Source organism: Cryobacterium sp. Sr8, assembly GCF_004403225.1.
Classification (GTDB): Bacteria; Actinomycetota; Actinomycetes; order Actinomycetales; family Microbacteriaceae; genus Cryobacterium; species Cryobacterium psychrotolerans.
In genome coordinates, this window is record NZ_SOHO01000043.1 from 119699 (window position 1) to 133014 (window position 13316).

Genomic DNA, 13316 nt, shown 5'->3' on the forward strand with positions numbered 1-13316 from the left:
CCCATCACTCACGAGGAGAACCGACATGCAGCGCTCAGCTACCGGACCCGCCGCCACGCGACGTGCCGCCTGGCTCACCGCCGGCGTCCTGCTGGCGTCCGTCCTGACGCCGACCGCCGCGAATGCCGCGAGCCTGCCGGTGCCCAACGGGCTGACGGCAGCGAGCGCCGCGGCATCCTGCTGGGAAATCAAGCAGGTCACTCCCTCCGCTCCGAGCGGAGTCTACTGGCTGGGCACGCCCGCGCTGGGGGCTCCGGACCGCTTCTACTGCGACCAGTCGACCAGCGGGGGTGGCTGGGTGCTCGTCGGACGCGGCCGGGAGGACTGGTCTCAGTCCGACGAGGGCAAGGGCAGCCCGGCCACCGTGAGCGGAACCATCACCGGGCAGGCCGCCTTCGCCCCGGCCCAGCTTTCGGCCGCCGTGATCCGAGCGCTCCTGAATGGGGCCGCCGTCACGTCTCTCTCGGACGGGGTCCGGCTGCGGCGCGCAACGAACGTCTCCGGGACCGCCTGGCAGGAATCCACATTCACGTTCTCCTCGCCGCGCGACGACTGGTCCTGGCTGTTCAACAACGAGCAGCGCCTCGGCTCCTGGAAGATCGGCGCGGCCTCCGGCACCGGCGGCCAAACGTCGGCCTTCGGATCCGGCACCGGCCTGGAGCGCATCGAGACGATCACGACCGTCAAGCAGGGCTGGAAGCCCGGCTTCGGCTTCGGCACGGCCTCCCGCGGCACGACCAGTGCGAGCAGCTACCTCTGGGCACCGAGTTCGACCGCCCCCAATCCGCGCCCGTTCACGCAGGTGTACCTGAGGCCGAAGCTGCTGAGCTCCACCACCTTCTCGGCCATCCCCGACTCGGGCACCGTGCAGTCCGAAAACGCGGGGGTGGCGCAGAGCTTCGCCGCGCCAACCGTCTGGGGAGTCACCGGGCTGGGCGCCGGGCCGTCCACGACCGAGGGCAGCAACGAGGTCTCCGCCTTCGCGGAAGGAAACGGCATCATCTACGTCGGCGGGAACTTCCTCGCGGTACAGCGGACCTCGGCCGGAAGCGGGAAGGTCACGCAGTCCTACCTCGCTGCCTTCGACGTGCGGACCGGGGAATGGATCTCCTCGTTCCGGCCGACCTTCAACAACCAGGTCAAGGCGCTCGCCGTGCTGCCCAACGGACGCCTGGCCGTCGGCGGCTACTTCAGCACGGTGAACGGGGCTTCCCGCGCCGCCTTCGTCGTGCTCGATCCGAACACGGGGGCCACCGATGCGAGCTACACCACGCAAATCTTCAACAACATCTCCGGCGGCGTGCCCGTCGTTCGTTCGCTCGACGTACAGGACAACTGGCTCTATGTCGGCGGGGCCTTCACCCACATAACTGGAGGTACCGCGACATCCCAGACGTACGTGCGGTCCGCGGGCCGGATGGCCGCGAACAGCGGCACCCCCGACCGCACCTGGAACCCGGAATTCAACGGGACCGTGATCTCGCTCGACGCTTCGGCCCGGGGAGACCGCGCCTATTACGCCGGGTACTTCACGACGTCGAAGACCACAACCGCCGTGAAGGGCGCCGTGATCACAACCTCGGACGCCAGGGTGGTGCCGTGGACCATCGACTTCTCGAGTCCGACCAACTACCAGCAGGCCGTCAAGGAGGTCGGCAACAGGGTGTGGATCGGCGGATCCAACCACATGCTGTACAGCTACGACCGCACGGCGATGTCCGAGCTGAGCACCAACATCACCAAATCGGGAGGTGACTTCCAGGCGATCTCCAGTGACGGATCCGTTGTCTACGGCGGCTGCCACTGCTTCCACTCGAACTACTCCGGGGCGCGGAGGTATCCGACGATCGGCACGAGCTGGACCCAGGCATCGAAGATCAGCAGCGCCGGGGCCTGGGACAACGCGACGGGCAAGTACCTCAACGCCTTCAGCCCCATCGTGAGCCAGCGCGCCGGCGCCGGGGCATGGGCCCTGTTCAACGACTCGACCGGGACCACCTGGTTCGGCGGCGACTACAACAAGTCGTTCAAGGCCGGGTTCGTGTCCCAGTGGTCGGGCGGTTTCGTGCGCTTCGCCCATAACGACACCGAGGCGCCCACCGTCCCGTCGCGGCTCACTGCCGCGGTGACCGCCGGGGGTGACGTGCTGGGCTGGAGTGGTTCGACGGACAACCGTGGTTCCGTGACGTACCAGGTGCTGCGTCAGGACCGCGTCATCGCGGCGACCACGTCGACATCGCTGACCGTTCCGGCCGCGCCGGCGGGGACGAAGTATTTCGTTCGCGCCGTCGATCCCTCCGGCAACCGCTCGGCCAGCACCGCGGCGGTCACGGCCGACACGGCTGCGCCGCCGCCTCCGCCGCCGCCCGCGGACGCAACGCTGATCGGCGCGGGAAGCTCCTGGAGCTACTACTACTCCGCGACCGACCCGGCGCCGGGCTGGCAAGCGCCGACGTATGACGCATCGAGCTGGCCGACCGGCCCCGCGCCTCTCGGCTGGGGCCAGGCGACCCTGGGGACGACCCTGACCGCCGCGACCCCCAAGCCGCTCACGTCCTACTACCGCAAGGCCTTCACGGTCGCCGATCCGGCCCAGGTCGGAACGGTCGAGGTGACGACGCGGGCAGACGACGGCATCGTCGTGTACCTGAACGGCGTGGAGATCACCCGGGTGAACATGCCGTCCGGCACCGTGACGAGCGGCACCTATGCCATCTCGGCCATCTCGGCGAGCACTGCCCTGGCCAACCCGGTCGTCGTCCAGGTCCCCGGCTCTGACCTCGTCGCGGGCACCAATGTGATCACCGCGGAGGTCCACTCAAATTACCGGGCCACACCAAGCGCCAGCTTCGAGCTGTCGGCCGTCGTGAAATAGAGGGTCCCCGGATGTCCCACGCCCACTCATCCACCTTCGAGGCGGCTCAAACCAGCGCCGGGAGTGACAGACGGTTCAGCTTGGCCCTGGCCCGGCTCGGATCGGCCCAGAAGCCGGCAAGCGGGGTGCCGGCCTATACTCGCTGGGTCAACCGGCGCCTCGCCCGGTTCGCGGCCGCGGCCGCATATTCCGCCGGCTGGTCGGCGAACGCCGTCACGGCGGCATCCGCGGCACTGTCTTTCGTCGCGCTTGCGCTCATGGTCACGGTGCCGACGACCGCCCCGCTCGGAGTCGCGGTCGGGGTGCTGCTCGCCGCCGGCTACGTGCTCGACTCCGCCGACGGGCAGGTCGCCCGGCTCGGCGGCGGCGGGAGCGCTGCCGGCGAATGGCTCGACCATGTTGTCGACGCGATCCGCACCCCTGCGCTGCACCTGGCAACCCTGATCGGGCTGAGCGCCGTGCCGGGGATCGGCATCTGGCCCCTGCTGATCGCGATCGGCTACTGCCTCGTCAGCGTCGGCCAGTTCATGAGCCAGATCCTGGCCGAGCAGCTCTCCGGCGCGGCCGCACCTCGGTCCGATGCTTCCGGGATCAGGCAGTCGCTCCTCTTAATACCGACGGATAACGGAACGTTGTGCTGGATCTTCCTGCTCTGGGGGATGCCGTCGATCTTCGTGTGGGTCTACGCGGCCATGTTCCTGGCCAACACCGTCCATGCGGCCGTGTCCATGCGCCGCAAGTACGTGCGGCTGACCGTGCTGCGGAAGCACTGAACCGCGGCTCCTCGGTTTCTGCGGCGCTCAGAGCGCGGCGTCGCCCGGTGCGAACGTGTCGCAGCCGTCCGCGCCCTGCTCGAAACCGGTCATGAACCAGCGCTGCCGCTGCTCGCTCGAACCGTGCGTCCAGCCCTCCGGATTGACCTGGCCCTGCGTGGCCTGCTGGATCCGGTCGTCACCGACGGCGGATGCGGCGCTCAGCGCGTCCCGGATCTGCGCCGGGGTGATCGGCTCGAGGAACGGGACTCCGCTCGGATCTTCCGTCGTCGATGCGGAGCCGGCCCAGGCGCCGGCGTAGCAGTCGGCCTGCAGCTCGACGCGAACCGCGTTGGAGCCGGCTCCGGTGCGCCCGTCCTGGGACTTCTCGAGGACCCCCGTGATGTTCTGGATGTGGTGGCCCCACTCATGCGAGACGACATACATCTCGGCCAGCGGCCCCCCGGAGGAGCCGAAACGCGTGCGCAGTTCGTCGTAGAACGCCGTGTCGATGTAGATCGTGGCGTCGGGCGGACAGTAGAACGGGCCGGTCGCGCTCGAGGCGCCGCCGCAGCCGGTGCTGACGCTGTCGGTGAACAGCGAGAGGTCCTGCGGCGGCTGGTAGTCCACGCCGAGTGCGGGCAGCTCGTTGGCCCAGTAGGAGTCGAGCGAAGCCGCAGCCCCCTTCATCCGGCAGTCGATGTCGGCATTGGCGTCGGCGCCGGTCTGGCAGTTCTCGAGGGAGGAGCCGGTGGGCTGCGGTCCGGCGCCGCCGACCAGTCCGGTCAGGTCGACGCCGAGGATCTGCGACAGGATGATCAGGGCGACGACGCCCAGGCCACCTCCACCGACGGCGATGCCGGTGTTGCGCCCGCGCTTGCTCGCCCTGCCGCCGCCGATGTTGGCATTGTCGTTGAACGTCATCTGGACAGGCTACGCCGCGAAGCGGTCGGTCGCCGCGATGATGGCGTCGAGGTTGCCGGGCTGGTCGAAGGCGTGGCCGGCATCCGGAATCATCTGAAACTCGGCCTCGGGCCACGCCTTGTGCAGCTCCCAGGCGGTGAACGCCGGGGTGCACATGTCGTAGCGGCCCTGCACGATCACCCCGGGGATGTCCTTCAGCTTGCCCGCGTCCCGGATCAGCTGGTTCGGCTCGAACCAGCCGCCGTTTTGGAAATAGTGGTTTTCGATCCGGGCGAACGCAACCGCGAAAGCGGGCTCGGTGAAGTGCGCGATCGTCTCCGGCTGCTGCAGCAGCGTGATCGTGGACGACTCCCACGTGGACCAGGCGATGCCGGCGCGTTCGCGAACGGCCTGGTCCGGGTCGTTCAGCAGTCGGCCGTAGGCCTCGATCAGGTGGCCGCGTACGTCGACCGGCACCGGGGCCAGGAAGCTTTCCCACAGGTCAGGGTAAATCGCCGCGGCGCCGCCCTCGTAAAACCAGTCCAGCTCGACTGGGCGCAGGGTGAAGATGCCGCGAACGACGAGCTCGGTGACGTGCTCTGTGTGGGTCTGTGCGTAGGCCAGGGCGAGGGCGCTGCCCCACGAGCCGCCGCAGACCAGCCAGCTGTCGATGCCGAGGTGCGCGCGGAGCCTCTCCAGGTCGGCCACGAGGTGCCAGGTGGTGTTCGCCTCGAGGTCCGCGGCCGGCTCACTCGCATGCGGCGTGCTCAGGCCGCATCCGCGCTGGTCGAAGAGGATGATCCGGTACTTCTCCGGGTTGAAGACGCGGCGCTGTTTGGCGCTCGACGCGCCTCCGGGGCCGCCGTGGAGGTAGACCGCCGGCTTGCCGTCGGGGTTTCCGGATGCCTCCCAGTACAGGGTCTGGCCGTCCCCCACGTCAAGCATGCCGGTCTCGTACGGTTCGATTTCGGGATAGAACTCTCGCATGGGAAGAGCCTATTGCCCGCTGCTGCTGCTTGCCCGCCGCTACGCGTCGCGACGCTTCAGCAGCAGGGCCGCACCGGCCAGGCTCGCCACCAGCCAGCCCAGCACGACGAGCAGCGCCTGCCACGGCTCCAGGATCGCCGGAGCAGGCCCGCCCGAAGCCATCATGCCGGCGCCGGCGTTGGAGATCAGATACGGCATCAGATCGGTCGCCCAGGTGGCCGGGATCATCGACAGCACAATCGGCAGCAGCAGGAGCATCCCGAGGGTCGCCGCGATTCCGCCGGCGCTGCTCCGCAGGATGGCGCCCACGCCGAGGGCGAAGACGGCCACCAGGGCCAGGTAGAGGGCGCCGGCCAGCAGGGGGATGATCACGGCGCCGTCGAACAGGCTCGCGTGGATCCCTTTCCCGGCCAGGATCGGCGCGGCCACCAGGAACGATCCGACGTTGGCGACGGAGCCGACCAGCACGGTGGCCGTGAACAGCACGGTCGCCTTCGCCCAGAGCGCGGGCAGCCGACGAGGCACCGCGGTGAGCGTCGACCTGATCATTCCGGTGGAGTACTCCCCGCTCACGACGAGCACGCCGAGCACGGCGAGGACGAGTTGGCCGAAGAAGACACCGAACGTCGAGGCCTGCACGACGAAGCTGGTCTGCAGGGCCGCCGGCAAGTCCGCCCCGCCGGGCAGGTCCAGGGCGAGGGACATGATCGCCGCCATGCCGAGCGAGATGACCACGACGATGGCGTACGACCACGAGGTGGAGCGAACCGTACGCAGCTTGATCCACTCGGAGCGGAGGATGCCGGCGAAGGTCAGGCCGGAAGCGGTCGGCAGCCGTGCGGCGGAGGGCGCTGCCGGGGGTGCGGTCGTGGTGCTCATCGTGCGGCCTCCTGCAGTTCGGGCGCGTTGGAATCCGGGGAGCCGGCCGTGCGGTACTCCACCTCGTTCTGAGTGAGGGTCATGTACGCCTCTTCGAGGGAGGCGGAGAGCGGGGTCAGCTCGTGCAGCACGATGCCCGCGGAGGCCGCCCGATCGCCGATTTCCGACGCGGCGATGCCGACGATCTCCAGCGCGTCCGGCTCCAGGACGGTGACGGTGACGTCCGGCCGGGTGAGCAGGGTGGACAGGTGGCCGGCGTGAGGGCTCCGAACCCGCACCGTGCTGCGCGTGGCGGCTCCGATGATGTCGGCCACCGGGGCATCCGCAATCACGCGGCCTCGCCCGAGCACGATGAGGTGGTCGGCGGTGAGCGCCATCTCGCTCATCAGGTGCGAGGACAGCAGCACTGTCCGGCCCTCGGCCGCGAAATGGCGTACGAGACGACGCACCCACTGGACGCCCTCGGGGTCGAGGCCGTTGATCGGCTCGTCGAGGATGAGCGTCGCCGGGTCGCCGAGCAGGGCCGCGGCAATGCCCAGGCGCTGTCCCATGCCGAGGGAGAATCCGCCCACACGCTTGCGCGCCACGGTCTCGAGGCCGGTCAGCTCGATGACCTCCCGAACCCGGCGGGCCGGGATGCCGTGCGTGGCGCCCATGGCGAGCAGGTGATTGTAGGCCGAGCGCCCGGTGTGCACGGCCTTGGCGTCGAGGAGGACCCCCACCTCGCGGAGCGGGGCCGAGTGCTCGTGGTAGTGCTTGCCGTTCACCGTGACCGACCCGGCGGTGGGGCGGCTCAGCCCCACAATCATGCGCATGGTCGTGGACTTGCCCGCGCCGTTCGGCCCCAGGAAACCAGTGACCTTGCCGGATTGCACCGTGAAGTCGACCGCGTCGACCGCCGTCTTGCTCCCGTAGTGCTTGGTCAGGGATTGTGCCTGGATCATCGCTGTCCTCGTTCGTCTATCAGTGGGGGCGGTGGGCGTGGCGATCGGCGCGCGGCTGACCAGCCTCGACACTACCGCCGCAACCCGAACGCCGGCCGAGGGGAGGCCGGGGCGGGGATGGTAGCCTGCCCCGGCAGGCGGGCGGGCGCGTTCTACTTCGCCTTCACGGCCTTCACGGCCTTCACTGCCTTCTCCTGGACCGGTGCCCTGCCGCTGTCCCGAAGCTTCCGGTAGTACTCGCGCGCCTCGTTCTGGCGCTCGAGCTCGATGCCACTGGCGATCGGGGCGCGCAGGTGCTCCTGGGTGTAGCCGAAGGCGTCGACGAGGTCCTGCGCGTGCGGACGCAGTCGGGCGATGAGGCGGTCGATGTAGGCCGTCACCGATTGCGCACGCTGCGCGGACAACCGGCCGTGGATGAGGTACCAGGCCAGGTTCTTCTCGACCAGGCCAAGCCCGAACAGGTCGCGCAGCCAGGTGAGCACCTGCCGGGTGCCCGCGTCATCCGTCGTCTCGACGGCCCGGGTGAAGGCCTCCCACTGCAAGAGTTGGCCGTGCGCGCGGGCGGCCTCGATCAGCTCGTTCTGGTGGGAATTGAACAGGTCGGCGGCCTGCTTTCGCGGCAGCTTGTTCGCCGAGCGGAGCTTCCCGGCGACGTCGGCGATCATTGTTTCGACCCGGTCGGTGAGCAGCTGCCGCTGCACGTTCGTGTCGCGCAGCTGCCCGACCGAGCGGGCGGTGGAGCCGAAGTCCCGGGCGGCCTGGGCCAGGGTGCGGAGGCCCGTGCCGTGGTAGGCCCGGTCCGCGGCCTGCTGCACGACGTACCGGGCCAGGGCGCCGACATCCGCCGAGGCGAACTTCTTGCTGTAGTCGGTGAGCAGTCGCTTGGCGACCAGCTGCAGGAGCACGTTGTTGTCGCCCTCGAATGTGGCGTAGACGTCGAGGTCGGCACGCAGGCCGACGAGGCGGTTCGCCGCCATGAAGCCCGCGCCGCCGCAGGCCTCGCGAGTCTCCTGGAGCGTGTCGAGGGCGTGCCAGGTGGAGAGGGGCTTGAGCACGGCGGCGAGGGTCTCGAGGTCCTGGCGATCGTCATCGGTATCGGCCTTGCCGCTGAAGACCTTGTCGAAGGTGACCAGGAACTCGTCGTGCGCGAAGGTCTGGGCGTAGGTGGTGGCCAGGCGCGGCAGCAGCCGGCGCTGATGCCGCTGGTAGTCGAGGACGACCTCTTCATCGGTCTCGCTGCCGGCCGTGAACTGCCGGCGCTGGCCGCCGTAGGTGATGGCGATGGTCAGCGCGAGTGCGGATGCCTGGGTCGCCGCGCCGTCGAGGGACACCCGCCCCTGCACGAGCGTGCCGAGCATGGTGAAGAAGCGGCGGCCCGGGCTGTCGATCGAACTCGTGTACGTGCCGTCAGCGTCGACGTTTCCGTACCGGTTGAGAAGGCTCGCGCGCGGGATGCGCACGTTCGTGAAGTGCAGCCGTCCGTTGTCGATGCCGTTCAGGCCGCCCTTGAGGCCGTCGTCCTCACCGCCGACGCCCGGCAGGAAGGCGCCGTCCTCGCCGCGGATCGGCACGTAGAAGGCGTGGACCCCATGGTTCACCCCCCGGGTGATCAGCTGGGCGAAGACGACGGCGGCGACGCCGTCCTTCGCGGCATTGCCGAGGTAGTCCTTCCACGCGGCCCGGAACGGGGTGTGGATGGCGAACTCGTCGGTTTCGGAATCGAAGGTCGCCGTCGTACCGATGCTCGCGACATCCGAGCCGTGCCCGATCTCGGTCATGGCGAAGGCGCCGGGGATCTTCAGGCTCATGATGTCCGGCAGCCAGGCGTCGTGGTGCGGCTTCGTGCCGAGGTGGAGGACGGCGGCACCGAAAAGGCCCCACTGCACGCCGCCCTTGATCTGCAGGCTGGGGTCGGCGGTGACGAGCTCTTCGAAGGCGGCGATATTGCCGCCCTGGTCGTCCTGGCCGCCGAGGTGTTTCGGGTAGGCGCGGTGGACGTGGCCGAGGTCGGCGAGCACCTTCAACTGGCCGAAGACGCGACTGCGGTGTTCGTCCATGGAGAGTCCCTCGATGCGCTGCATCTCCGGCCGTGCGGTGAGCTCGCGCGCCGCGAGGCGCACGTCGGCCCAGGTGCCGAGGAGCTGCCGGTTGAGGGTCGGCAGGTCGATTGCCGGGGCACTCGGGTCGCCGGCGATCTTGATCGGTCCGGTGTCGACGCTGGCGTCGGTCGAGGTGGTGGGGGTGGTGGGGCGCTGGGCGGTGTCAACCATCGTCGGTCCTTCGTCTTTCGCGCGGAACAGGAATTTTCTCCACGTTAGGGCGGGCTCGGAGTCGGCGGAAATGGTGCGTGACGGGGCTACAAAGAAGCCCGCTGCGCCCGGCATCCGTTTTGTAGGTTCCCACAGCTCATGGCCGTTTGCACCTGCGACCGTCCACAATCGTGGTTCGATCAGGCGGGGTTGTGGGCGATGATGTGGAAGACGTGCCAGTGCCGGGGGCCGAAGGCGGACTGGCCCGTCCGGTCGTCTTCATCGAGGGTATGCACGGTCAGTCCGGCGAGCAGCGCCTGCACGTCGGCGCGGTCGTGGAAGTTCATGTCGGCGCGGCCGGACCAGGAGCCGTGCGGGCCGAACAGTTCGCCGGCGAACCAGGCGCCGGGCTTCAGCGCGGCACGGATGCCCGACCACACTGTCGGGAACGCCACCGATTCGCAGAACGGCAGCGCGAAGGTCGAGTAGACGAGGTCGGCGGCGGGGAGCACGCCGACGTCTTCGAATCGGGCGCGGCGGAAGGTCAGGCGGGCGAGCTGTTCGGGCGTAAGGCCCGCGCGCACGCGCGCCTCGGAGGTGGGGTCCGCGTCGATCGCGAGCACGCGCCATCCGTTCGCGAGCAGGTGACGGGTCTCGGTTCCCTCGCCGCAGCCGATGTCGATCGCCACGCCGGGTGGGGCGTCGTCCCGACTGGCGAGGGCCTGAAGCACGACCGACCGCACGGCGCGACCGGCCTGCGCGTCGTAGTAGCCGGTCCAGTCCATGCGCTACGCCGCGCCCACGCCCGTCGCGACCACGCCCAGCAGCGCCTCACCGTAGGCCTCGAGCTTCTTCGCGCCGATGCCGCTGATGCCGTCGAGCTCGCCGAGTGTCGCCGGGCCGGCGGCCGCGACGGCGATCAGGGTGGCGTCGCCGAAGACGATGTAGGCGGGGACGCCCTGCTCCTTCGCCGCGGCCGAGCGCCAGGCACGCAGCGCCTCGAACAGCGCCTCCTGCCCGGGGGTGAGGTCGGCGACGCCGGCCCTGGCCACGCTCTTCGCGGCCGCGGACCGGCGAGCGGGGCGGTCGGGACGGTCGGGCTCGGTGCGGAGTTGCACGGGGCGGGTGCCGGCGAGCACGTCGGCCGCGGCATCCGTGAGGGCCAGCGTGCCGTATTCGCCCTCGGGGGCGAGGAACCCCTGGGCCAGCAGCTGGCGCACGATGCCGCGCCACTGCTGGTCGCTCAGGTCGGCGCCGATGCCCCAGGTGGCGAGCTGCTCGTGCTTGTGCTGGGTGCTGCGCGGGGTCGTCTTGCCGCGGAGGATGTCGATGAGGTGCCCGGCGCCGAAGCGCTGATTGCGCTCCCGCAGCAGGCGCACGACGGTGGAAAGCAGTTTCTGGGCGGGGACGGTGCCGTCCCAGCCGACGGGCGGCTCGAGGCAGGTGTCGCAGTTGCCGCAGGGCTCGCTCGGCTGGCCGAAGTAGCGCAGCAGGTTGACCCGTCGGCAGTGCACGGTTTCGCAGAGCGCGAGCATGGCGTCGAGGTGCGCGGAGAGCTTGCGGCGGTGCGCCATGTCGCCGGGCGACTGGTCGATCATGCGTCGCAACTGCACGACGTCCTGCAGGCCGTAGGCGAGCCAGGCCGTCGCGGGGGCACCGTCGCGGCCGGCGCGGCCGGTCTCCTGGTAGTAGCCCTCGACCGACTTGGGCAGGTCGATGTGGGCGACGAAACGCACGTCGGGCTTGTCAATTCCCATGCCGAACGCGATCGTGGCGACGATGACGACGCCCTCCTCGCGCAGGAACCGCGACTGGGTGCGGGCGCGCAGGCCGGCGTCGAGTCCCGCGTGGTACGGCATCGCATTGACGCCGTTGGCCCGCAGGAACTCGGCGGTCTGTTCGACGGTCTTGCGGCTGAGGGCGTAGACGATGCCCGCGTCGTCCGCGTGCTCCGAACGGATGAATGCGAGGAGCTGCTTGCGCACCTCGAGCTTGCTCACGATGCGGTACTGGATGTTCGGCCGGTCGAAGCTCGCGACGAAGTGCTTCGCGTCGCCCAGCTGCAGGCGGGTGGTGATCTCCTTGTGCGTGGCATCCGTGGCCGTGGCCGTGAGCGCGATGCGCGGCACGTCGGGCCACCGGTCGGCCAGCTCGGACAGGGCGAGGTAGTCGGGGCGGAAGTCATGCCCCCACTGCGACACGCAGTGGGCTTCGTCGATGGCGAAGAGGGAGATGGCGCCCCGGTCGAGGAACCGTTTGGTGGCCTCGGAGGAGAGCCGCTCCGGGGCGACGTAGAGCAGGTCGAGGTTGCCGGCGAGGTAGTCGCGTTCGACCTGGCCGCGGGAGGCGGCATCCTGGCTGGAATTGAGGAACGCCGCCCGCACGCCGACGGCGGTGAGGGCGTCGACCTGGTCCTGCATGAGGGCGATCAGCGGGGAGACGACGATGCCGGTGCCAGCCCGCACGAGCGACGGGATCTGGTAGCAGAGGCTCTTGCCGCCGCCGGTGGGCATGAGCACGACCGCGTCGCCGCCGCCGATGAGCTGGTCGATGATGGCGGCCTGCTCGCCGCGGAACGAGTCGTAGCCGAAGACGGTGTGCAGCGCCTCGGCCGCGGTCGCGAACTTCACGGTCGCCGCGGTCGGCGCGGGCGGGGCCATTCGCGCGGCGCCGGGGCCGCCGGCGCCGGCGCCGGGAGCATCCATCGGCCCGGATGCCTGGTCGGAGTAGGTGTCCGGCGGGGGCGGCGCGTCGAAGTCCTCGGGTGGTTCGAACTCGTCAGGATCCCACGGTGTTTCGGCGTTCCAGCTCACCCGGCCACTCTACCCGGGACCCCCGGCGCCATCCCCCGGCGCCTGTCGGAGGGTGTTCGGAGGAGACCGGTTTTGAGATTGCCTTCCACATTCCCCCAAACCGGATCGGCAGGGGCTCCGAATGAAGCTGTGAAGGCCGCACACCAGGTGGGCCACCTCATCCAAGGAGAATCTCCAATGCGACTCATTACACGTAAGACGCTGACGGCAGTGTCCATTGCTTCGATCGCAGTGCTCGGCTTGTCCGCATGTTCCATGGGCGCGTCAAGCGCCGACACGGCGAAGGAGCCCAAGTCCACTACGAGCGAAGCCCCCGCCATGGAGAACGACCCGGCAGCCAACCTCGTCGGAACCGGCTGCGCCGCCTACGGCGAGGCCGTTCCGGATGGTGCCGGCTCGATCGACGGCATGTCGGCCGACCCCGTCGCGGTCGCCGCATCCAACAACCCGCTCCTGAAGACGCTGGCTGCCGCGGTCTCCGGTCAGATCAACAAGGACGTCAACCTGGTCGACACCCTCAACGGTGACGAGTTCACCGTCTTCGCTCCGGTTGATGAGGCATTCGCCAAGATCGACGCCGCGACCCTCGAGACCCTGAAGACCCCCGAGGGCGCAGCGACGCTCAGCAGCATCCTGACCTACCACGTGGTTCCCGGCCAGATCGCCCCTGACGCCATCGCCGGCATGCAGACGACCGTCCAGGGCGGCACCGTCGAGGTCACCGGAAGCGGCGACAACCTCAAGGTCAACGACGCGAACGTGATCTGCGGTGGCGTTCAGACCGCCAACGCGACCGTGTACCTCATCGACTCGGTGCTGATGCCGACCAAGTAGTCCCCCACATGCGAGAGGCCCGCCACCCCCAGGGGGTGGCGGGCCTCTCGCATTATCCCGTCGCCCCTCCTGGCTGAGTT

At 69.5% G+C, this 13316-nt stretch carries 10 protein-coding genes; 3 read left to right on the forward strand and 7 right to left on the reverse strand.

Annotated features, from left to right (window positions below):
* The first annotated feature begins 25 nt into the window (after nucleotides 1-25).
* Both E3T54_RS09090 and E3T54_RS09095 read left to right on the forward strand, forming a co-directional pair.
* Nucleotides 26-2875, forward strand: coding sequence for a fibrinogen-like YCDxxxxGGGW domain-containing protein (locus tag E3T54_RS09090; protein WP_134475400.1), 2850 nt, complete (start codon nucleotides 26-28; stop codon nucleotides 2873-2875).
* Nucleotides 2876-2886: 11 nt separating this feature from the next.
* Nucleotides 2887-3648, forward strand: coding sequence for a CDP-alcohol phosphatidyltransferase family protein (locus E3T54_RS09095; RefSeq protein ID WP_134475401.1), 762 nt, complete (start codon nucleotides 2887-2889; stop codon nucleotides 3646-3648).
* Nucleotides 3649-3675: 27 nt separating this feature from the next.
* Here the strand turns inward: E3T54_RS09095 and E3T54_RS09100 are convergent, their stop codons facing one another.
* The 7 genes from E3T54_RS09100 to recQ form a co-directional block, all read right to left on the reverse strand.
* Nucleotides 3676-4551: a neutral zinc metallopeptidase gene (locus E3T54_RS09100; RefSeq protein ID WP_092323500.1), complete on the reverse strand. Its 876-nt coding sequence runs from the start codon at nucleotides 4549-4551 to the stop codon at nucleotides 3676-3678.
* Between the two features lie 9 nt (nucleotides 4552-4560).
* A complete protein-coding gene (gene pip, locus E3T54_RS09105) occupies nucleotides 4561-5517 on the reverse strand; it encodes a prolyl aminopeptidase (RefSeq protein WP_134475402.1) in 957 nt (318 codons plus the stop codon).
* A gap of 39 nt (nucleotides 5518-5556) precedes the next feature.
* Entirely contained in the window at nucleotides 5557-6396 is an 840-nt protein-coding gene (locus E3T54_RS09110) for an ABC transporter permease subunit (protein WP_134475403.1), read from the reverse strand.
* Nucleotides 6393-7340, reverse strand: coding sequence for an ABC transporter ATP-binding protein (locus E3T54_RS09115; RefSeq protein WP_134475404.1), 948 nt, complete (start codon nucleotides 7338-7340; stop codon nucleotides 6393-6395). Before E3T54_RS09115 ends, E3T54_RS09110 begins: the two co-directional genes overlap by 4 nt.
* 152 nt (nucleotides 7341-7492) lie before the next feature.
* Nucleotides 7493-9610: an acyl-CoA dehydrogenase gene (locus E3T54_RS09120; protein WP_134475405.1), complete on the reverse strand. Its 2118-nt coding sequence runs from the start codon at nucleotides 9608-9610 to the stop codon at nucleotides 7493-7495.
* A gap of 179 nt (nucleotides 9611-9789) precedes the next feature.
* Nucleotides 9790-10374, reverse strand: a complete 585-nt coding sequence (locus tag E3T54_RS09125; protein WP_134475406.1) for a trans-aconitate 2-methyltransferase — start codon at nucleotides 10372-10374, stop codon at nucleotides 9790-9792.
* Nucleotides 10375-10377: 3 nt separating this feature from the next.
* Nucleotides 10378-12249: a DNA helicase RecQ gene (recQ, locus tag E3T54_RS09130; protein WP_241977155.1), complete on the reverse strand. Its 1872-nt coding sequence runs from the start codon at nucleotides 12247-12249 to the stop codon at nucleotides 10378-10380.
* Between the two features lie 330 nt (nucleotides 12250-12579).
* On the opposite strand from recQ, the gene E3T54_RS09135 reads away from it, so the two are divergent.
* Nucleotides 12580-13236 carry a fasciclin domain-containing protein gene (locus E3T54_RS09135; protein ID WP_134475407.1) on the forward strand — a complete coding sequence of 219 codons (657 nt, stop codon included), beginning with the start codon at nucleotides 12580-12582 and terminating at the stop codon, nucleotides 13234-13236.
* Nucleotides 13237-13316 lie beyond the last annotated feature (80 nt).

Coding starts and splice junctions, on each gene's coding strand:
- E3T54_RS09090 (WP_134475400.1), top strand. CDS start 26: ATGCAGCGCTCAGCTACCGGACCCGCCGCCACGCGACGTGCCGCCTGG.
- E3T54_RS09095 (WP_134475401.1), top strand. CDS start 2,887: ATGTCCCACGCCCACTCATCCACCTTCGAGGCGGCTCAAACCAGCGCC.
- E3T54_RS09100 (WP_092323500.1), bottom strand. CDS start 4,551: ATGACGTTCAACGACAATGCCAACATCGGCGGCGGCAGGGCGAGCAAG.
- pip (WP_134475402.1), bottom strand. CDS start 5,517: ATGCGAGAGTTCTATCCCGAAATCGAACCGTACGAGACCGGCATGCTT.
- E3T54_RS09110 (WP_134475403.1), bottom strand. CDS start 6,396: ATGAGCACCACGACCGCACCCCCGGCAGCGCCCTCCGCCGCACGGCTG.
- E3T54_RS09115 (WP_134475404.1), bottom strand. CDS start 7,340: ATGATCCAGGCACAATCCCTGACCAAGCACTACGGGAGCAAGACGGCG.
- E3T54_RS09120 (WP_134475405.1), bottom strand. CDS start 9,610: ATGGTTGACACCGCCCAGCGCCCCACCACCCCCACCACCTCGACCGAC.
- E3T54_RS09125 (WP_134475406.1), bottom strand. CDS start 10,374: ATGGACTGGACCGGCTACTACGACGCGCAGGCCGGTCGCGCCGTGCGG.
- recQ (WP_241977155.1), bottom strand. CDS start 12,249: ATGGCCCCGCCCGCGCCGACCGCGGCGACCGTGAAGTTCGCGACCGCG.
- E3T54_RS09135 (WP_134475407.1), top strand. CDS start 12,580: ATGCGACTCATTACACGTAAGACGCTGACGGCAGTGTCCATTGCTTCG.